20 protein-coding genes are annotated in these 21,304 nt (G+C 35.5%); 12 read left to right on the top strand and 8 right to left on the bottom strand.

The annotated features are described in order from the left end of the window. Positions 1–619 precede the first annotated feature (619 nt). The 8 genes from AB1630_03335 to rodA all read right to left on the bottom strand — a co-directional run bounded on the left by AB1630_03335 (position 620) and on the right by rodA (position 8,849). Positions 620–1,840 carry an efflux RND transporter periplasmic adaptor subunit gene (locus AB1630_03335; protein MEW6102841.1) on the bottom strand — a complete coding sequence of 407 codons (1,221 nt, stop codon included), beginning with the start codon at positions 1,838–1,840 and terminating at the stop codon, positions 620–622. Continuing rightward, on the bottom strand, positions 1,837–3,228 hold the full coding sequence (locus AB1630_03330; protein ID MEW6102840.1) for a radical SAM protein: 1,392 nt from the start codon (positions 3,226–3,228) through the stop codon (positions 1,837–1,839). Before AB1630_03330 ends, AB1630_03335 begins: the two co-directional genes overlap by 4 nt. Continuing rightward, complete coding sequence (gene acpS, locus AB1630_03325; protein MEW6102839.1) at positions 3,225–3,593, bottom strand: holo-ACP synthase; 369 nt, start codon at positions 3,591–3,593, stop codon at positions 3,225–3,227. Before acpS ends, AB1630_03330 begins: the two co-directional genes overlap by 4 nt. Positions 3,594–3,597: 4 nt before the next feature. Beyond that, positions 3,598–3,756 carry a hypothetical protein gene (locus tag AB1630_03320; GenBank protein MEW6102838.1) on the bottom strand — a complete coding sequence of 53 codons (159 nt, stop codon included), beginning with the start codon at positions 3,754–3,756 and terminating at the stop codon, positions 3,598–3,600. A 153-nt stretch (positions 3,757–3,909) separates the two neighbouring features. Then, a complete protein-coding gene (locus AB1630_03315; GenBank protein ID MEW6102837.1) occupies positions 3,910–5,106 on the bottom strand; it encodes a DNA methyltransferase in 1,197 nt (398 codons plus the stop codon). After that, positions 5,103–6,776, bottom strand: coding sequence for a proline--tRNA ligase (locus tag AB1630_03310; GenBank protein MEW6102836.1), 1,674 nt, complete (start codon positions 6,774–6,776; stop codon positions 5,103–5,105). Before AB1630_03310 ends, AB1630_03315 begins: the two co-directional genes overlap by 4 nt. 337 nt (positions 6,777–7,113) lie before the next feature. Beyond that, positions 7,114–7,629, bottom strand: coding sequence for a DUF4416 family protein (locus AB1630_03305; protein ID MEW6102835.1), 516 nt, complete (start codon positions 7,627–7,629; stop codon positions 7,114–7,116). Further along, entirely contained in the window at positions 7,617–8,849 is a 1,233-nt protein-coding gene (gene rodA / locus AB1630_03300) for a rod shape-determining protein RodA (protein ID MEW6102834.1), read from the bottom strand. Before rodA ends, AB1630_03305 begins: the two co-directional genes overlap by 13 nt. 144 nt (positions 8,850–8,993) lie before the next feature. Here rodA and AB1630_03295 point away from each other — a divergent pair, with 144 nt between their 5' ends. The 12 genes from AB1630_03295 to AB1630_03240 all read left to right on the top strand — a co-directional run bounded on the left by AB1630_03295 (position 8,994) and on the right by AB1630_03240 (position 21,224). Beyond that, positions 8,994–10,067, top strand: a complete 1,074-nt coding sequence (locus tag AB1630_03295) for a type IV pilus twitching motility protein PilT (protein ID MEW6102833.1) — start codon at positions 8,994–8,996, stop codon at positions 10,065–10,067. A gap of 60 nt (positions 10,068–10,127) precedes the next feature. Further along, entirely contained in the window at positions 10,128–11,153 is a 1,026-nt protein-coding gene (gene galT / locus AB1630_03290; GenBank protein MEW6102832.1) for a galactose-1-phosphate uridylyltransferase, read from the top strand. Beyond that, positions 11,150–13,228, top strand: coding sequence for a glycoside hydrolase family 57 protein (locus AB1630_03285; GenBank protein ID MEW6102831.1), 2,079 nt, complete (start codon positions 11,150–11,152; stop codon positions 13,226–13,228). Before galT ends, AB1630_03285 begins: the two co-directional genes overlap by 4 nt. Before the next feature lie 25 nt (positions 13,229–13,253). Then, positions 13,254–15,167: an alpha-amylase/4-alpha-glucanotransferase domain-containing protein gene (locus AB1630_03280; GenBank protein MEW6102830.1), complete on the top strand. Its 1,914-nt coding sequence runs from the start codon at positions 13,254–13,256 to the stop codon at positions 15,165–15,167. Continuing rightward, entirely contained in the window at positions 15,160–15,471 is a 312-nt protein-coding gene (locus AB1630_03275) for a nucleotidyltransferase domain-containing protein (GenBank protein ID MEW6102829.1), read from the top strand. The genes AB1630_03280 and AB1630_03275 overlap by 8 nt, the downstream gene beginning before the upstream one ends. Continuing rightward, the gene (locus tag AB1630_03270; protein ID MEW6102828.1) at positions 15,464–15,847 is read left to right on the top strand and encodes a HEPN domain-containing protein; all 384 of its coding nucleotides are present in this window, start codon (positions 15,464–15,466) and stop codon (positions 15,845–15,847) included. Before AB1630_03275 ends, AB1630_03270 begins: the two co-directional genes overlap by 8 nt. A gap of 4 nt (positions 15,848–15,851) precedes the next feature. Beyond that, the gene (gene efp / locus AB1630_03265) at positions 15,852–16,415 is read left to right on the top strand and encodes an elongation factor P (protein ID MEW6102827.1); all 564 of its coding nucleotides are present in this window, start codon (positions 15,852–15,854) and stop codon (positions 16,413–16,415) included. Positions 16,416–16,421: 6 nt separating this feature from the next. Then, positions 16,422–17,102 (top strand): UDP-2,3-diacylglucosamine diphosphatase LpxI, encoded by a 681-nt coding sequence (gene lpxI, locus AB1630_03260; protein ID MEW6102826.1) that lies wholly within the window; start codon positions 16,422–16,424, stop codon positions 17,100–17,102. A gap of 696 nt (positions 17,103–17,798) precedes the next feature. Continuing rightward, positions 17,799–19,631 carry a TonB-dependent receptor gene (locus AB1630_03255; GenBank protein ID MEW6102825.1) on the top strand — a complete coding sequence of 611 codons (1,833 nt, stop codon included), beginning with the start codon at positions 17,799–17,801 and terminating at the stop codon, positions 19,629–19,631. Then, the gene (locus AB1630_03250) at positions 19,628–20,446 is read left to right on the top strand and encodes a DUF4198 domain-containing protein (GenBank protein MEW6102824.1); all 819 of its coding nucleotides are present in this window, start codon (positions 19,628–19,630) and stop codon (positions 20,444–20,446) included. The genes AB1630_03255 and AB1630_03250 overlap by 4 nt, the downstream gene beginning before the upstream one ends. 4 nt (positions 20,447–20,450) lie before the next feature. Continuing rightward, positions 20,451–21,083, top strand: a complete 633-nt coding sequence (locus AB1630_03245) for a hypothetical protein (protein ID MEW6102823.1) — start codon at positions 20,451–20,453, stop codon at positions 21,081–21,083. 15 nt (positions 21,084–21,098) lie between these two features. Continuing rightward, positions 21,099–21,224 (top strand): DUF2023 family protein, encoded by a 126-nt coding sequence (locus AB1630_03240; GenBank protein ID MEW6102822.1) that lies wholly within the window; start codon positions 21,099–21,101, stop codon positions 21,222–21,224. Positions 21,225–21,304: the final 80 nt, after the last annotated feature.

The following is a 21,304-nucleotide window of genomic DNA, read 5'->3' as shown; positions in this document are numbered from 1 at the left end:
TTTTGATGGTATTTAACAAAAAAATCTACAAAGGAAAAAAGAGGCTATGTTTTTGTGATGTGTTTTTGATATAATATATCCTGTTTAGAGGTAATTCTGGACAAAGGTAGCGAAATATAGGAATTTAAAGGAACGAACGCTTATGTTTGCAAAACAGGTGAGAAGGTTTGTGAAAAAAATATCCAAAACTATAAGTAATATAGAGGATGGAAAACAAGTAATACGTTCCTCTATAATGAGGAAATCGCAGTAAAAATGTTTAGAATTTTGAATTTAGATATTGTTTCGTGCTTCGTGCTTCGGATTTCGTGCTTAACAGTCCATATCTTCTTTCCTAACTTTAGGATACATTAAGCATTAGCTAAACACGTACATTTATTTTGATACTATTTTAGCCCTAGATTATGCTAACAGGAAGGTGATGCTTTTTTAAAAGCAAGGGGCTGATATACCGAAATAACTCAAATTTGCAACTATCCTCCTCTAACTTGACAAATGAGGTTGAACAATAAAGTGTAAAGTTATGGGTGCAAACCTGAGTTGGTTGGGTATACAATTAAGCTCTTTGTTAAAAAAGATAAGCATACAATTATTTTTGCACCATATTATGCGAAGAGCCTTAAGTTTTTAGTTTTGAATTTACCCTTACCCTTTGTTTATCCTCTAAATCAGGGGAAGGGTTTAGGATTACTTTGTCATTCTCGGCTAATCCAGATAAAACCTCAACTTCATTTGGTGTTATAAGGCCTAGCGATACCTCTTTTTTTCTTGCAATATCCTTTTGGACAACAAAGATGTAATTCCTTTTGTCAATAGAAAGAATAGCCTCACAAGGCACCTTTAAGGTATTTTCCCTTTTATCTGAAAGGATAACCAAATCACAGAGCATCTCGCTTTTTATAGAAAGGCTGGTTTTTTCTAATTCTACGGTTATCTCAAAGGCATTTATTTTGGTTTGAAGAATAGGAGAGGGAGCGATTTTAGTGATTACCCCAGAAATGGTTTTATTAGAGAAGGCATCAGGAAGAACATCTGCCTTCATCCCTGGGGATATTTTTTCAACATCCGTCTCATCTATATCAGATTTAACAACAAAGCTTGAAAAAGAGGCAACTACAAGGAGGATTTGAGAGGGCTGGACATAGGTATCTTGCTTAACAAGCTTGTAAATAATAATCCCATCAATAGGAGATGTAATCTTTGACCAGATAAGCTGCTGTTTGATAAAGGAAAGATTGGCATTTATGCTAGCTATTTGGCTTTCTATCTGTTGCATTCGTTCATTATGAGAAGCCTTTGTTTCCTGTAATTGCTTTTCTGCTAGCTCAAATGCAATTTTAGCCTTACTATCCTCTGCTTCTATCCTTTTAAACTCATCAAGGGAGATTGCAGAGCTTTCAAATAGTCTTTGCCTGTTAAGGAATTGGCGATGGAGTTCCTCATAAGAAATCCTTGCCTGTTCTAATCTTTTCTCTATTTCTTCTATGTCAATACCCCTATTTAATCTATTAAGTTCATTTTGAAGGCCAAGCAATTGGGCAAGGTTTTCTTTTTCCCCTGCCAATAGCTCCTTATCATCCAAAATGGCAATTGCCTCCCCCTTTTTAATCCTTGTTCCTTCATCCAGAATAAATGTAACAACCCCTGACCTTTTTGCCTTTAATTCTATCCTTTCCTTTGCCTCAATCTTTGCCCTTGCCCTAACCTTAAGGCTTAATTCACCCCTTGTAACCGTGCCTAAAGTTACCTTAATTGCCTTTTTCTCTTGTCTTTCAAGAAAGATAAGAGCAAAAATAGCAGCAATGATTAAAATTAGGGCTATTAAAAACCATTTTTTCATATTTTACCCCTCTTTTTCTTTAAAATCTCTGCTGAGAAATCCTTAAGCTTCTCTAATGCCTCTTTGTGCTTTGCCTCCCATTTTTTTCTAATTCTTCTTCCATAATACCTCAAGAGGGCATTTAAAGGCTTAAATTTAAGAAAAAGCTTTATAACAGAATGCAGGGAGTAAAATTTTCTTAAAGCCTTTATATTTCCTAATTGCAATTGATATGGTGTCATTTGCTTTGGCTCATAGACCACATTCATCCCATCATACAAAGACCAATCGTAGGTAAAAATTCTTCCAGCCTTATCAAGCTCATTAAATGTCTTTGTTCCAGGAAGTGGTGTTAAGATTAGAAATTGGATTGTGTCTATCTTGTATTTTTTAGCAAAATCTACGGTTTCCCTTATTGTCTCCTCCCTATCAGAATCAGAACCCAAGACAAACATCCCGTGTATCCTTATTCCAAATTTATGTATTGTCTCTATCCCTTCTTTAATCTCATCCAAAGTTTGCCCCTTTTTGTATTCCTTAAGTGTTCCTGGATTTACTGACTCAAAGCCAATGTAGACAAATAGGCAATTCGTTTTTTTCATTAAAAGGAGGAGGTCTTTATCCTTTGCAATATCCACCCTTACCTGTGCTGTCCAATTTTTTGGAGAGATGCCATTTTTTGCCATTTTCTCAAGGAGGGATTTTGTTCTCTCATTAACAGCGGAAAAATTATCGTCATAAAAAAATATATCCTTCTGTTTTCTATAGGCAATCTCATCTATTACAGATTCTATTGACCTCATCCTGTATTTCTTTCCAAACATTGGCGTTACTGAGCAAAATGAGCAATTGAATGGGCATCCCCTGGTTGTTTGAATTGGAAAAATACGAAGCTTTTCTTTTCCAACAATTCCATCAATATCAGGAAATGGAATACAATCAAGGTCACACAACAATTCCCTTTCTGGGTTGTGCTTAAATTTTCCATCCTCTATGTATGAAAGACCCTTTATATCTTTCAAATTACATCCATTAGGTAGTGCCAAAACAAGCTCTTTTATTGTTTCCTCTCCCTCCTGCCTTACACAGTAATGGGAATGGGCAAGGGCTTCCTCTGGTCTAAATGTTGCATGGGGACCTCCCATTACAACAGGGATTCCCATTTCCTTAAATTCCCTTGCAATTTTATATGCCCTTGGTGCGGTTGAGGTTGTTGTTGATATGCCAATAAGGTCAGAGGAATAGGCTATTTTGTAGTCAATGGGTGATAGGTCTTCACAAAATATATTAACCGAATGACCCTCTTTCTTAAGGATAGAGGATATGATTGGAAGTCCAAGCCTTGGCAGGGGAAAATCAGAAAAAACATGCCAATCAGGCGAGCCTGGTTCAATAAGTGTGATTTTCATTCAGTAATAGCAAAGCTAGATGCCTTGTCGTCTATATGGGATATTGAAACAAGAATTTTTAATATATCTTTTTTCTTTGCAATTCTTCTTGCCCTTCCTTTGAGGATTACCCCTGGTGGCCCAGAATGGTTTGTAATCTCTATGTCTTTAAATGAAATGGCTGGAAATCCAACACCTAAAGCCTTCATTACAGCCTCTTTTGCCGCAAACCTTCCTGCAAGGTGTGGGTATGGATTGTTTTTTAAATTGCAATAGGAAAGCTCATCTTCTGTAAATATTTTTTCAAGAAATCTATCCTTCCATTTTTTACTTGCCTTTCTTATTCTTGAAACATCAACAAGGTCTGTTCCTATGCCTTTTATCATTTGATTATTTATTCCTCAATAACCTTTTCAGGTCATCAATAAAATAAGAAAACATTTTAACCTTTTCACTCTCCTCTACCTCTCTTTCACTCATCACATAACTTCCATCTGTATCAAGTTCTACAATGGCTCTTCCCTTTTTTGCCGGATATCTTAATGACAAATTCCATATTGGACATTTGGATTTGGACATTGGACATTATTTTTTAAGTGCTTTGGATTTAGAATTTTCCATATCTTTAGGTTGTAACTGTAATTTACTTAAAAAACCTGATTAGATACAAATTTTCATACATCTTAAGCAAGCCATTGTATTTCATTTTTTTCTCTCATAATACCTCCATTCTATCTTTCTTTCCCCTTCTTTCATTTGCTCTTTTGGCAAGGTTTTTCGCATAAGCAAAAGATATTTGAACCCACGCAGGTAAAAGTTAAAGCGGATTGCTCGGTTATACCATATACCCGTGTTAGAGGTTTGTCCTCTGCGAACTACACATATAATGTCTAATGGCTCAAAATATTTGCATAGTCTCTCAAAAATCTTTAAGCCTACGGGTGTGAACCTTTTCTTAACCCACTGGTCACCAATTAACCAGCCGAGCACTTTTCCGGTTTTAAGTATCCGAAGGCATTCTTTCATTACCTTTTCTAATTCATTATAAAATTCTTCCTTCTCGGCAGAGATCTTACCAATATCTAAGGGATTTTCGTTGTATCTCACATTATCACCATAGGGGGAATCAATGAATATCATATCAACAATATTGTCTTGTAATGGGATACTTCGGCTATCATTCTGAATAATATCTGGTCTGGTCGGCGCTATATCATAGGCAATACATCTTCTGCCTTCTTCTTTGCAAACATCCAGGGTGGTGCCACTACCAGCCATAGGGTCAACAACTAAATCCCCAGCTCTTGTATAACGCTTTATCATATTATAAATTATAAAGGCAGGTGTAACACCTGGATATTTATTGTCTCCTTTACGGGTTTTTCCATAGCTTTGCGTAGGATAATCCCATAAAGTGGTAGATTCCAAACGGGGTTTTTCTTCCTCTTCCTTTGTAATTATAACTTTTTCCCAATCAAAATTTGATGGATCAGTTAAATAATCCAAAAGCCATTTTATCCGCCTCCTATTCAATCTTTCTCTCCAGTCAATTCCCATTTTAGAAAGGACATTTTTAGTCTTGGTTATAGTTTTTAACTCCCCATTAGTTCCAACTTTAACCTGGAATGGGTATTTGCCATTGAACGCCTCTTTGTCTAAATTTTCAACACAATCTGTTTTAGCAATAAAAGGGCCGTAAAGTTTATCGGTATCAATGTTTAGTAAAAACAGAATATCTCCTTTTTTGACAAGTAATGCCTTATCTTCATAGAGTTTATTTGTAGCAAAAAGCATCTTATCAAAACATTCACTTTCACTCTTTCTTGTACAAGCAAAAATATGGCCTTGTATTTCTATTTTTTTGTATGTATCCTCGTTATAATGTCTTGATTCAATCATTTTATCCTTTCTATAATCTCATCAAGGCTTAAAAATTCTGTTTTTTTTGTTTTTCTCTCTACAAACTCTATTTTTTCCCTTGTAGACTTTTTTCCAATGATTATCTGGTATGGAATGCCAATAAGGTCAGCATCTGCAAACTTCTTTCCTGGGGTTTCATCCCTATCATCATACAGCACATCAATTCCCAAATCCTTTAGGGTTGAATAGAGCCAATCCGCCAATTCTTTATTTTCAATGTTTATAATAACTAAGGAGAATGGTGCAATCTCTTTTGAAAATACCATCCCTCTTTTGTCATAGTTTTGTTCAATAACAGCGGCAATTATTCTGGATACGCCGATTCCATAACAGCCCATAATTATTAGGTTTTTTTCTCCATTTTCATCAAGAAACCTCAATCCCATTAGCTTTGAATACTTTGTTCCTAATTTAAAGCAATGGCCAAGCTCTATTCCTTTTATTTCAGAAAGAAAGCCCTCACATTTAGGGCAAGGGTCATTTTCCCTTGCATTTCTTAAATCAAAAAAGGAAGATACATTAAAATCCCTTCCCATATTTACATTTATATAGTGAAAATTTTCCTTATTTGCACCAACAACAAAATTTCCTCCATCCTTTACTGAATAATCGGCAATTATTTTTATATTAAGGCCAATTGGGCCTGAAAATCCCAAAGGTCCACCTGTTGTTTTTTCTATTGTTTCTTCGTCTGCCATAGAAAGCTCTTTTATATTTAATGCCTTTTTAAGCTTTTCCTCATTAAGATCAGAGTCTCCACGAATAAGAACAGCAATAACATCGCCATCTGCCTTTAAAACCAATGTTTTTATCAATTCTTCTGGCTTCTTGGAAAGATAGCCTGACACCTTTGTCACGCTCTTAAGATTTGGTGTCTCAACCAACTCAAGCGCCATCTCCTGACCCCTGATCCCTGACCCTTGACTCCTGAATTCTATTTCTGCTTTTTCAAGGCTTGCAGAATAGCCGCAGGATTTACAAACAAATATTGTATCCTCTCCATTCTCTGAAGAGGCTATAAATTCATTAGAAAATGAGCCTCCAATAATTCCAGCGCTTGCCTCAACAATTACAAAATTTAAGCCACATCGTTCAAAGATTCTCTTATATGCCCCAAAGAATTTTTGATATGTCTCATCAAGCTCTTTTTCTGTTTTGTGAAATGAATATGCATCCTTCATTAGAAACTCCCTTGCCCTTATTACACCACCCCTTGGTCTTGGCTCATCCCTAAATTTCGTCTGGATTTGGTATAGGGAGAATGGAAGTTTTTTGTATGATTGGACAATATCCCTTACAATATCGCATATTGGCTCTTCATGTGTTGGAGCAAGGCCAAATTCATTATCCTTCCTATCCTTTAGCCTGAACATATCCTCTCCATATTCTGTCCACCTATTTGTTTCCTTCCAAAGGGATGATGGAGAAAGAGAGGGCATTAAAAGCTCAATTGCACCTATTTTATTCATCTCCTCCCTGATTATCCCCTCTATTTTTCTTAATACCCTTAAGCCAAGAGGAAGATAGGAATAGATACCAGATGATAGCATCTTAATAAGCCCTGCTTTTAGCATAAGGCTATGGGAGATTATTTCAGCATCCTTTGGAACCTCAATTGATGTATGAAAGAAATATTGGCTAAGTTTCATTAAATTATTCTAACATCTATCCTCCTTATTTGACAAGAAAATTATAGGGAAAAAGCAGGATTTATGGAATTTTGTCCCCCATAAGTTTATTGTATGTGCTGTGTGTCAAAATGACTAATGTAATTTTTCTCTTGTTTTGAAATCACTTTAATATATAGTTACGAAAAAGATTGAGAAAAATTTAACATATCCCTATAATAGAGACTGAATAGTTACCAAAAAATTTGACCCGATGTTATCAAATAGAACAGAAAGAAGAAGATATAGAGGGGATTTTAAATCAAAGAAAGTATGTTCTTGTAAGATAAAAATATATCATTTGACTTGAACCCATACATTAGTTTTTAAGGTATGCTTTCCTTACGGAAAGAAAAAAATTTTTATATTCCTCTTTTCTAAAATCTGGGTATGTCCAGGGGAATTCCCTAAATTCACCTTTATAAAAATAAAGGGTGCACTCTCCATATATTCCATTATTAAGATATACCCTATGATAGCTATCCTTTGTGCTTGCCAAAACAAGCTTCCCACTTCCAATGTATCCTGGGTCAATATTTATCCTCCTCTTTCCAGAAAGAGAGAATTTTTCCTCAATTGAATTTGTGTAGACCTTTATCTTTGAAATAGAGCCTTCTAATATAAGCTTTTTAAATGAGATAAATTTTCTTTTTAAGCCTTCCCCAAATTCCTCTTTGTAATATTCTGTTTCATCAAAAGCAAATATACAAGAGGCAAGCTCTATCTTTTTAAATTGTCTTTTAAGAATATCTTCTGTTTCTTCAAAGAGCTGTTCATCCTTTGTGAGCATCCCTATAATAAGCTTTACCTTTTTTTCTTTTCCTATCTTGCCCATTTATTTATTGAAAGGAGGATTCCAATAGACAGCATATTTATTAAAAGGGATGAGCCGCCATAGCTTATGAATGGAAGGGGAATTCCTGTTACAGGAAGGATTCCACAACAGATTCCAATGTTTATAAACCCTGCTACAGCAATCATTGTTGATATACCACAAGCAAGAAGGCTTCCAAATGGGTCGCCGCAGGATCTTGCTATCTTAAGCCCTGTTGTTGTAAGGAGAAAGAAAAGAAGAATAAGGAAAAAAACACCAGCAAAACCCCATTCTTCAGCATAAACAGAAAAGATGAAATCTGATGCCCTCTCAGGAAGAAATCCAAGGTGGCTTTGTGGCCCTTTCAAAAAACCAGCTCCAAAAACGCCTGCTCCTCCAATAGCAATCTTTGATTGGATAATATTGTATCCAGCACCGAGTGGGTCAAATGATTGATTTAAGAAAACAAGGAGCCTTTTTCTTTGATAATCCTTGAGGATAGCTGAGGCAAAAACTGAGCTTATTAAAGATAAAGTTATAACAAAAAAGATGATAATAGATGCCCTGCTTTTCTTAATATAATTGCAAAAGAGAAAGCTTAAAAAGGCTATTATAGAAATTAAGATAAAAATGGATTTAAACCCATATCCTTTAAAGAAAAACCAGGAAAAGAATATTGTAGAGAGAGCAAAAAGGACGAAAAAAGAAAAGATTAAATAAAAAATAGCCCTATTTGGCTCTAAAATATAAACACAAGAAAAAAAGATGGGAAAGAAGATAAGGGATGAGCCTATATCAGGTTGGAGCAAGATTAAGAATACAGGAATAAGGATAATAATAATGGGGCATAGAAAGGAGGATAGGGAACAAAGCCTCCCTTGCTTATCCTTTAGGTAGAGAGAAAGCATAATTATTGTAGAAATCTTTGCAAGCTCAGATGGCTGAAAGGAAAAAAAAGAAAATACAAACCAGGAGCGAGCATTTCTTATAGGAGGCATAAAAAGGACAATAATAAGAAGGCCAATGGCTATTATGTAAATAAACAAGCCCTTTATTTTAAGGATTGAATAGTCAATTAAGGTCATGAGGAGGCATAAAATTATTCCAATAATTGCCCAAATTAGCTGTTTTTTCCACAAGACATCTTTCCATGTAGATGTTGTGCTATAAAGGGTAATAATGCCAATTCCTGTCAAAAGAAGAACAAAAATAACAAGATGTAAATTTAGGTTTTTTTTCATAAACTTTTCAAAAGAATTTATAATTATTTGAAAGCCCTGTCAAGATTTAATTTTTAAAAATGGTAATATTTTCTAAAAAATAATACTAGACAAAATCTTTTCTTTTAAGGTATATTTTATTAGAAAAAGCATTAAAATAATAAAATGATTATTGAAAAGCTTCTTGAGTTGATGCTAAAGAAGGAGGCTTCTGACCTTCATATTAAAGCAAATTCATCGCCCCTTCTCAGGGTGCACGGTGACCTTTTGCCTTTAAAGGAGATAAGGCCATTTACTCAGGAGGAAGCAGAAAATCTATCTTTGGCATTGCTTACAGATGCCCAGAAGGAGAGGTTTAAGAGAGACCTCTTTCTTGATCTCTGTATGGACATAAAGGATTTGTCAAGGTTTAGGACACATATATTCTATCAACAAAGAAGCGTTGCTTCTGTATTTAGGGCAATTCCATATAAAATTCCAACAATGGATGAGCTAAAAATACCCTCTGTTGTAAAGAGCTTATGCACAAGGCCAAGGGGGATGATTCTTGTAACAGGCCCTGCATCATCTGGAAAATCAACAACCCTGGCAGCTTTAATAGATTTTATAAATGAAAATAGCACCTCACACATTGTTACTGTTGAGGATCCGATTGAATTTATCCATTCATCTAAAAAGGCTGTTATCAACCAGAGGCAGGTTGGTTCTGATACATTGAGCTTTAAGGATGCCTTAAAGCATATGTTTCGTCAGGACCCTGATATAATTCTTGTTGGTGAAATGAGGGATTTAGAGACAATTCAGACAGCCATTACAGCCGCAGAAACAGGACACCTTGTTTTAGCAACCCTTCATACACCCGATGCAACCCAGACAATAGATAGGATAATAGATGTTTTTCCTCCACATCAACAACAGCAGGTTAGGATTCAATTAGCATCAAACCTTCAGGGGATTATGTCTCAGGTTCTTTTGAAAAGGGCTGATGGCAAGGGCAGGATTGCTGCATTTGAGGTTTTAATAGCTGTTCCTGCTGTAAGGAATTTGATAAGGGAGGGAAGGACATACCAGATTCCATCATTCTTACAGGTTGGAAGGAGGCAGGGGATGATTTCTTTAAATCAATCCCTTATTGACCTGTCAAAGGAAGGTCTTATTAGCCCAGAGGAGGCTATAAGCAAAGCCACAGATGTTGCTGAGCTTCTTTCTGTAGTAACAGGAGAAGGGGAAGCAAAATAAAAATCAAAAGTCAAAATTGTGGTAAAGATTTTTTTAAAAAATGACGATATATAATAAGGGATGAGTGAATTAAGAAAGGATCCGATATTGGGAAGATGGGTTATTATTGCATCTGAAAGGGGGGAAAGGCCTGGTGCATTTGAGAAGCCTTTGGAAAAAAAGGATGAAGGCACCTGTCCATTTTGCCCTGGAAATGAAAGAATGACACCTCCAGAGATATATAGCATAAGAAAACCAGGTTCAAAGCCAAATGAGACAGGATGGGATATAAGGGTTGTTCCAAATAAATTTCCAGCCCTAGGCATAGATGAAAAATTGGCAAAGAAGGGCAGAGGCGTATATGATATGATGATAGGGTATGGTGCACATGAGGTTATTATAGAAACACCTGACCACCATAAGCATATTAAAGACCAATCTATCATTGAGATAAAAAATGTTATAATGACAATTCAGCACAGGATTGAGGATTTGCATAAAGACCTTAATATGAGATATGTCCTTGTCTTTAAGAATAAGGGCATAGAGGCAGGTGCATCTTTGGCGCATCCTCATACCCAGCTTATTGCAACGCCTGTTACGCCAAGGACAGTAAAGGGAGAATTGCAAGGAGCAGAAATCTATTTTAAGGCAAAGGAGAGGTGTATATTCTGCGATATTATGGAAGAGGAGCTCTCCCTTGGAAAGCGTATAGTTTCCGAAAACGATGGATATGTTGCATTCTGTCCATATGCCTCAAGGTTTCCATTTGAGATATGCATCCTTCCAAAGCACCATGATATAGATTTTCATTCCGAAAATGTAAGAAAAAATGACGATGAATTGGCAGAGATACTTTCCCTTGTCTTTAAAAAGCTTGCTGTTTGTCTAAATGACCCGCAGTATAACTATGTTATCCATACCGCACCAAATAGGTTTGCAAGAAGGGGATATTGGCAGACATTGAGTGAGGATTTTCATTGGCATATTGAAATAATGCCAAAGCTTACAAGGGTTGCAGGGTTTGAATGGGGAACAGGGTTTTATATAAACCCAACACCGCCAGAGGATGCGGCAAAGTATTTAAGGGAAACAGATTTAGAATGAAAACCCTATATGTCTCATTTTTATGGCACCTTCATCAGCCATCCTATAAGGATAGCCTTACAAATTCATATACCCTTCCCTGGGTAAGGCTCCATTCAACAAAGGGCTATTATGATATGGCATCTATCCTTGAGAAATTTCCAAATATTAAGGCAACATTTAACCTTACAGCGTCCCTTTTGTCCCAAATTAAAGATATTGCAGAAAATAATGTAGCTGATTACCATTATGAAATAAGCAAAAAGGAGGCAGATTCTTTAACAGATGAAGAAAAGATATACCTTCTTTCAAATTTCTTCCTATGCAATTGGGAGACAATGGTTTTTCCATATCCAAGGTTCAAGCAATTATTGCAGAAGAGGGGAAAAAATGTATCAATAAATGAGATTAAAAAGAGAATAGATGAATTTTCAGAGAGGGATATAAGAGACCTCCAGGTTTTTTATAACCTTACATGGTTTGGGTTTAAGGCAAGGGAGGATGAATTTATAAATAACCTTTTTATAAAAGGCGAAGATTTTACAGAGAATGAAAAGCAAACACTCCTTAAAAAACAAAGGGAAATAGCTGCATCAATAATTCTAAAATACAAAAATCTTCAGGATAAAGGTCAAATTGAAATTTCAACAAGCCCATTCTATCACCCAATCCTACCTTTACTTATGGATGGAAAAAAGGGAGGGTTTGATTTTAAAGATGATGCAAAAGCACAGGTTGAAAATGCAATAAACCTTTATTCTTCCTTGTTTGGGAAGCCTCCAAAGGGGATGTGGCCACCAGAGGGTGGTGTTTCTTCTGATATATTCTCTATGTTGTCTCAATCTGAAATTTCCTGGATTGCAACAGATGAGGAGATTCTTTTTAATACAATTCCAAATCTACCTAGGCATTCTATATACAAAATGTACGAGATGGAGAATATAAAAATATTCTTCAGGGACAAAAACCTTTCAAATTCAATTAGCTTTGTCTATTCAAAGAATAAGCCAGAAAAAAGCGTTTCTGATTTCATAGGCCATATCAAAGGGATAAGGGATTATGTCTCTGCTATCCCTGGTGAGCATATTGTAAGCATAATCCTTGATGGTGAAAACCCCTGGGAATACTATAAGGATGGTGGAGAGGCATTCCTTTCTGGAATATATGAGGAATTGTTAAATCTTGATGATGTTAAGACAATAACATTTTCTGAATTTGCAAATATAGCAAAAGAATCTACAAAGATTACCAATATATACCCAGGTTCATGGATTGACCATTCCTTTAGGATTTGGAGGGGAAAAATAGAGAAGGATAAGGCATGGGATTACCTTAAAAAAACAAGGGATGATCTCCAAAGGATTGCACCAGACAACAAAAATGCCTGGGAGGAGATATACATTGCAGAGGGCTCTGACTGGTTCTGGTGGTATGGCGATGACTTTGAGTCCTCGCAGGATGATATCTTTGACCTTATCTTCAGAACACACCTTAAGAATGTTTATAAAATCATTGACAAAACACCTCCATCCTATCTTGATGAGGCAATAACAAAGCCAAAATTTATAAAACCCCTAACCTTTCCTATTCATTCTATCTCTCCTATAATAGATGGAAGGATAACAAGCTATTATGAGTGGCTATGTGCAGGCAGCTATGACATAAGCTTTTCTGGCGGAACAATGCATTATTCAGAAAATAGGATAAAGAAGATAATGTATGGCTATGACCTTAAAACCCTTTATATTGCTATTGATGCCTCCAATCATTTTTTAGAGAATGAGTTTTTGGTAATAAATATAGAGACAAGGACAAGGTATAAGATAATAGTTTCAAAAAATGGAAAGGGGGAGCTTTTTGAGATAAATCCTGATTTAACCTTGACAAAAAAGGGGGATTTAGAAAATATGGCATTTTATAAGATATTAGAGCTAGCTATTCCTTTTGAGATTATCTCTGTAGGTCAAAAGGAGGAGGTAAGGTTCACAGCATCGTTTGAAAGGAATGGAATAATTGTTGAAGTTTGGCCAAAAGCAGGGTATATATCAATGCTTGTTCCAACCCCTGAATATGAAGCAATGAAATGGTCATGCTAAGAAAACTAAAAACTTAAAACTAAAAATGTATTTAATCCTCTGTCTCCATTCCCATCAGCCTGTTGGGAATTTTGACTATATTTTTGAGGAAGCATATAACAAGGCATACAAACCATTTCTTGATGTATTTGAGAAATATCCTGATGTAAAGATAAACCTTCACTATAGTGGATGCCTCCTTGAATGGCTACAAGAAAATCACCCAGATTTTTTAGAAAGGATAAAAAACCTTATAATTGAGGAAAGGGTAGAAATTTTATCAGGTGGATTTTATGAGCCTATTCTTCCCATAATCCCCGAAGCCGATGCAAAAGCACAGATTGAGATGATGCAAGGCTTCTTAAAAGCCCATTTTGATGTAGAACCACAAGGTTTCTGGCTTGCAGAGAGGATTTGGGAGCCTTCTATTCCAAGAATTGCATCTTCTTTAAAATACACAACCATAGATGATACCCATTTCCTCTGGTCAGGTATCCCCATAGATAGCCTTTCTGGCTATTTTTTAACCGAAGACCAGGGAAATACCCTGGTAATATTTCCTATTGATAAAAACCTACGCTATTTTATTCCATTTAGAAGACCAGAAGAGGTTATAGATTACCTAAAGACAAAACCAGATGATGCTTGCTTGACAATGGGTGATGATGGAGAGAAATTTGGCCTTTGGCCTGGAACCCATAAATGGGTCTATAGCGATGGATGGCTTGATAGATTTTTTCAATTATTGGAGGAAAATAAAACTTGGCTTAAAACAGGGACATTTAGCGAATACCTTAACAACCATTCTTCCAAAGGAAAGGTTTATATTCCTTGCGTCTCTTATGAGGAGATGACAGAATGGTGCCTTTTGACCTTATCTTGCGAGAGGTTTCACAATGTAATTGAGGAGGCAAAAAGAATTGGGTTTTATGATAAAGCAAGGGAGTTTTTAAAGGGAGGATATTTTAGGAATTTCTTTATAAAATACCCTGATGCAGACCATTTGCACAAGAGGATGGTTTGGACATCATCTTTAATAGGAGAAAATAAAGAGGCAAGGAAATTCCTTTATAAGGCACAATGCAATTGTGGATATTGGCATGGTGTGTTTGGTGGATTGTATCTTCCTCATTTAAGAAAGGCTCTTTATTCAAACCTTATTAAGGCAGAGGACATTGCCATAAAAAATGATATTGTTATAGAAAAAGATATTAACAATGACCTAAAGAATGAAATTTATATAAAGAAAGGGAATTTTAATCTTATTGTAGAGCCTTATAATGGTGGAATTATCTCTGAGATAGATACAGGGGGAAAAAATCTAACAGATATTCTTTCAAGAAGAAAAGAGGCATATCATAGCCATCTTAAGGAATGCCCAATTGATAATTCCTCTGAAACACCAAGCATCCACGATGTCCAGAGGGATATATCTCATGCAAAGGATTTTCTTTTCTATGACCAATATACACATTCCTTCTTGCAAGACCATATATTTCAGGAAGATGTAAGTCTAAAGAATATAAGGGAAGGCTCAATTTCCTGGAAATTTAAGGCATTTGAAATGCCATATAGCTATCAAGTTAAGGGCTATGATGTTTTTCTATTATGGAGAGATGAAAATATCTCAATTTCCAAAGATATTATTCTACACAAGGATTCTCTTGAATTTAAATACAAAACAAAGGGGATTATCGGGAAGTTTGGCGTTGAGTTTTGCTTTTCTATTTTTGATGACCAAGAAGAAGAGATAATTGGAAAAGAAATAAGGCTTCTTAATGATATAATTATAAAAAGCAATAAAGATGTTGTATTCTGGAAAATTCCATTATACACGGTTTCTCAATCAGAGAAATGCTTTGATGTAACCCAACAGGGAATAATTGTAATGGCAACAATTCTGCTTGAAAAAGGAAGCCATTTTGATATAAATTATAATATTAAGTTTAGGGATGACTAAAATTGAATTAAAGGAGATAGTTTTTAGAATATTAAAGAGCTCAAGCCCTGATAAAATTATCCTTTTTGGTTCTTATGCATATGGAAATTACAAAGAAGGTAGCGATATAGATTTTTTAATTATAAAACAAGGGATAAAATCCAAAATAATGGAGTATGCAAAAATAAGAAGAGCCTTAAAGGGTCTTAAATTTCCATTTGATATTATTGTTCTTACACCACAAGAATATGATTTTTATTCAAAAAATTGGAAGAATAGTGTAATAGCCGAAGCTCGCGAGAAAGGTGTGATTTTATATGGATAATAAAGAAGAATATATAACTTTATTTGAACTTGGATGTGCTGATTTAAAGCTTGTAGAGAAGAATTTAAAGGAAGAAGATATAAGCAGAAAAATTTTGTTGTTTCATTTGCAACAAGCAGTTGAAAAATTCTTAAAATCGCTTCTTTCTTTTGCGGATATTAAATTTCCAAAAACCCATGATTTAGAGATACTAATAGAAACTTGCGAAGATAATAAAATAAACCTTCCAGAGAATATCTTTGATTTTGTAAATTTAACCCCCTATTCTGTTGAATTTAGATATACAATGATAATAGAAGAAGAGCTGGATTTAGAGGATTATTATGAAAAGGTTTTAAATTTTAAGGTATTTATAGAAAAATTTTATAGGAGGTGAAAGGATGATTAAGTCAGAAGAGGCAAGAGAGGGAAGGGTTGTAATGATAGATGGAAAGCTCTATAGGGTTTTGAATCTTGAGTTTGGAGGTGCTGCTAAAGCAGGAAGAATTGTTCATTTAAAGATTCAAAATATTGAAAATAATGCCATAACCCAGGCAACATTCCATGGAAATGACCTAATAGAGGATATAACCCTGGATAAGTATCCAATGGAATATATTTATAATGATGGCTCAAATTATTATTTTATGAACAAGGAAACATATGAGCAATTTGCTGTTCCATCCTCTGTTGTTGGAGGTATTAGCCAATACCTTAAGGAGAATACAGAGATTATGGTTGAATTTTATGAGGGAAATCCTGTAAACATTGATTTTCCAAAGACAATTACCCTTAAGATAGAAAGCACGGCATCTGGAATAAAAGAGGGCTCATCGGGTGCTCCATTTAAAACTGCAACATTAGAAAATGGAATGGAAATTCTTGTTCCCCAATTCATAAAGGAGGGAGATTCCATAATCGTTGATACAACATCGGGGAAATACCTTGATAGGGCGAAGAAATAGTGTTAGATGGTTGCTATTATTGAAGGAGGGGGAGAAATTTCTAATCTTCTTAAAGAGGAAATAAAAGATTCTATTCTCATTAAGATTCCCGATAAACCAGATATTGATGAGATAATTTGTCTTCTTAAAAACAAAGGAATAAAAAAGGTTGTATTTGCAGGTAAGTTTGAGAAAAGAATGGTTTATAAAGCAAAAGAATTTTTTCCAAAAAGGGATGATGAGGCCATCATAAAACACATTAAAGGCCGATTTGAAAAAGAAGGAATGAGGGTATTAAACCAAAAAATGTATCTTTCTTCATATCTTGCACAAAAAGGCTTTCTTACATCTTGCAAGCCAAGCAAAGATGAGATGGAGGATATAGAAAAGGGGCTCGTTGTTTCCAAAAGGATAAATTCCCTTGGGATTGGCCAGACAATTTGTATAAAAGATGGCATTGTAATTTCCGTTGAGGCATTAGAGGGAACAAATGAGACAATAAAGAGGGCAGGAAAGATAGCAGAAGGCTTTGTTGTTGTAAAGTATGGAAAAAGGGGAAGGGAGGTTCCTGTAATAGGCGAACAAACAATTAAGATAATGAAAAAAGCAGATGCAAGGGTATTGGCAATAAAAAGCAATGTTGTTGTTATTCTTCCAAAGACATTAGGGCTTGCAGAGAGGAATAAAATCCCTGTAGTCGGTGTCTGACTTTATATACCAAAAATCAATTGAATTTCAAGCAAACCCTTTTGTTAAAGCTATTCTTCAGCAATAAGAAATTGAGACTTTAACATAAAGCAGAACTTCCTCTCTTAATTCCAAGCTTATAATGATATAATCCATTCGAGTCAATCATATAGGCAATAGGCAGGGTTAAGTTTTTTGTCTTCTTCCAAAATTCATGCACCAATAGGTAAGCAAGCATGGTGACAAAAACATGCCCCCTGGTTCTACTTTCTTTACGCACATATACAGGTCTTACCTCAAGGCATCCTGTCTTGATAGTTTTGAATGCCTGCTCAATTAGACTTAAATCCCCTTGTATCTATTTAAGCACGAAATAATATCTAAATTCAAAATTCTAAACATTTTTACTGCAATTTCCTCATTATAGAACTGAAAATCATCTTCTAAATTATATTGTTTTGAATTTTCAATTTTAGTCATTTGAATTTGTTTTAAGATTTCGAATTTCGGATTTCATTTGTTCCATTAAAGCTAAACACATATAAAAAATGGTTCTCCTGTGAGAAATACTTCCTAAAAAAATTTCTTGAAAAATTTTCCTGCAAAAGTTTGTTGACAAAAAAATACTTTATGGTATAATATGGTATAATTGAGATTGAGTTTCAATTACAATTGGAGATTGAAAATGAAAATCAAAAAGAAAATAGGAGGTGCGTTATGTTAACAAGGTTAACAAAGACAATGCCAGTAATCATTCTGGCAGCAGGTATGGGATTCTACCTATCCCAATCAGTTTTAGCAGAAGAGGCTATTGAACTGGAAAAGGTAGTGGTAACAGCCACTAAGGGCGAAAGGGTATTAAAAGATGTACCTGTGCGCACCGAGGTGATTACCAGTAAAGAGATTGAGGCAAAAAATATCAAGACAGTTCAGGAGGCCTTAAAGTATCTAACGGGAGTGAAGATTAATAAATCTTGTTGCTCCTGGGGCGATAAGGGAAAAATTGAATTGCAAGGATTAGATGAAAAGCATACCCTAATCTTAGTAGATGGACAGAGGATTTTAGGAGGACACCGGAATGCTGTTGATTTACAGCAGATTTCTATAGAAATGGTAGAAAGAATTGAGGTGGTAAAAGGTCCTGCCTCTGCTCTTTATGGAAGTGATGCTGTGGGTGGAGTAGTCAATATCATTACCAAATCCGCTCCTTTAAAACCCATATTTTCTACCTCTGCCTCCTTTGGTGCCCACGGAACACAAATTCATGAAGTAAGCGGCGGGTTTAAAAAAGATAGATTTGGCGGCTTTCTTAATTATACTTATAGAGAGTCAGAGGGGGTAAGTAAAGAAACTGACCAATATTGGGAAAGCATATTTCAAGGAAGCTTCCAATATGAGTTTACACAGGAATCTAAATTGACCCTGAAGCCTTATTACTCTGAGCAGAGAATGAAATATGAGGGCAGGAAACAGGAAAGATTTGGCCTTAACTCTATCTGGGAATGGGCGACTGATGAGTTATCCAAATTAAGCTTAAGGGGTTCTTTGTTTAATTACAAACACTTAACAGCTGATAAAAAGTCAGATTGGGATAATGATAATTACGAGGTAGAGCTAAATTATTCCCGTCTTTTGTTTGACAAATATACTTTAACTGGCGGTTACCAGTTATTAAAAGAAGATGAAGATGACAGAGGCAAAAAATATAAAGCAGACCAGACCATAAATAGCTTCTTTATCCAGGATGAGATGAACTTTGCTCCCTTCACTTTTGTTTTGGGCACCCGTTTAGATAAACATGATAAATGGGGAAGAGAGGTTAATCCCAAAGCCAGCTTGCTTTATAAAGTAATAGATGATCTTAAATTGAGAGCCTCTGTAGGCACAGGTTTTAAGGCGCCCCCTTTAGTTAGATTATATGCTGATGGCTGGAGAATGGGGCCTTATCTTGTCCATGCAAATCCTGATTTAAAACCAGAAGACTCTATCGGCTATCAAGTAGGTGCAGAGTATAAATTTTCAGAAAAACTTCTGACTGAACTATCCCTTTTTAGGAATGAGCTTAAGAATTTGATGAGCTATAGAATTGTAAAAAAACCCAGCCCTCCTCCCTATGATATGTATTGGGAAAATGTAGATAAAGCAAGGACTCAAGGTATAGAGTTAAATTTAACCAGCCAACTCGTGGAAAATTTAACCACAAAATTAGGGTACACCTTTTTGGACACCAAAGATGAATCTACAGGAAAGGAGCTTACATATAAGCCAAAGCATAAATTGAGCTTAGAGTTAGGCTATGAGATTCCTAAAATTGAGCTTAGCATAAATTTAGAAGGTGAGTATATCGGAAGAAGATATGATAGTAATTACAACAGATTAGAAGGTTACACCATATTCAATCTTGCCTTAACTAAAGACATTGGGAAACATGCTCAAGTTTTTGCCCGGGTGGATAATATCTTTGGTAAGAAAAACATCTCTGATGAGTATGACATAGATGGCACCGAATTTATGGGCGGGTTGAAAGTTAAATTAGGAGGTGTGAAATGAAAAATATAAAAAATCTTTTTGTTTTAGGTTTGTTTTTAAGTGGCTGTTTGATGTTTTCTGTGGATGCTTTTGCCCATACGCTATGGATAAATGCTACAGATTATAGGGTGGAATTTCATCCTAAGTATGGAGCAAAAACCAATGTCTACTTTGGCTGGGGGCATAGTTATCCGGTAGATGACTTTTTGGCTGTTGAGGATTTACAGGGGGGGTTCTCTTTGATTTATCCTGATGGCGGAATCGAAAAGATAACTCCTAACGCTGGAGGATTCTTGGCTACTCAGATAAATTTTAAGCAACCAGGTTCATACATAGTAACTGCTTCCAAAAAGCCTGGGTTTTACGCGATGTATGTTGATAAAGGAGAAGTTCATCATAAAATTGGGCCTAAGACAGGACTTAACAGTGTTATTTTAAGCCTTTACTACGAACAATATGCCAAGAGTCTAATAGATGTCGGTGAGGCAGAAGATGATGCTTTTTCAAAACCAGTGGGACATAGATTAGAGATAATTCCTTTGGAAAACCCTTATAAACTTCACGGCTGTGGAGGGCATTTTTTGCCAGTTGTGATTTTGTTTGAAGGCAAACCAGCGAGATTCTGTAAAGTATATGCTACTTACATGGGTTTTTCTACGGGTGATGATTTTGCCTATGCTACTTCTACAAACGGAGAAGGAATAGCTAAAATCAGGCTTACCCATTGGGGCGCTTGGTTAATAAAAGCAGATATAAAATTACCTGCTTTGGATGACTTAAAAGATAAATGCAATGAGTTACATTATACGGCAACTTTAACCTTTGAAATCCCGTAATTATATGATAACAGTTTCAGTTGGTGCTTTAGTTTTAAGTATAGTCCATGCGTTAATGCCGGATCATTGGATTCCGCTGATTATGATCAGTAAAACCGAGAAGTGGTCTCGTGTGGAGACTTCCTGGATTACGGCCTTGATTGCTATTCCTCATATAATTAGCACTATTTTAATTGGAACTCTTATTGGGATAATTGGCTACAAACTTTCTTCCGCCAATGAATTTATAATGAGGATTGCATCTCCTTTGATTCTGGTTAGTTTAGGACTTGTCTATATTTTTTTGAATTTTAAAAGCCACGGTGGGCAGCATCATCAAGATTCCGTAAGAACCGGTGCGATTTCAAAAAAGTCAAAATCGGCTATTATATTTCCTTTGGCTACCGCGCTTTTCTTTTCGCCATGCGTTGCCATTGGTTCCTACTTTTTTGTAGCAGGGACCAGAGGCTGGTCCGGCATTGTTATGGTTTCAGCCATCTATCTGATTGTAACGATTCTTGGTATGATCCTGATGGTGGATTTGGGCATGAAGGGCACAGAGCGAATAAAGTGGCATTTCTTAGATCGCCATGAAAAGGCCATTACGGGAGCAGTATTAATTATTTTGGCCGTATTGGTCTATTTTATGGAGATATGATTTGGAGTTTTGATAATGTCGATATTCAATCATCACATTTACGAATACAAAAAGGGTTTAAGAAATTTAATCCTTTATACTGCAAAAAAACAAAAAAAACTGGAACTTACCCATAAGTTTGTAGAAACAAATCCTGCCTAGGTTTTTAACACTTTATTTTATTCAAAAAGAGAAAAACTAAAATTTTATCTTTAAAAAAAAGGAAAAAATGCCGATATATT

Source organism: bacterium (assembly GCA_040753555.1).
In the GTDB taxonomy this organism is placed as follows: Bacteria; UBA9089; UBA9088; order UBA9088; family UBA9088; genus JBFLYE01.
The sequence above is the reverse complement of the archived record's forward strand: the minus strand, read 5'-3'. Positions and strand labels throughout refer to the sequence as shown.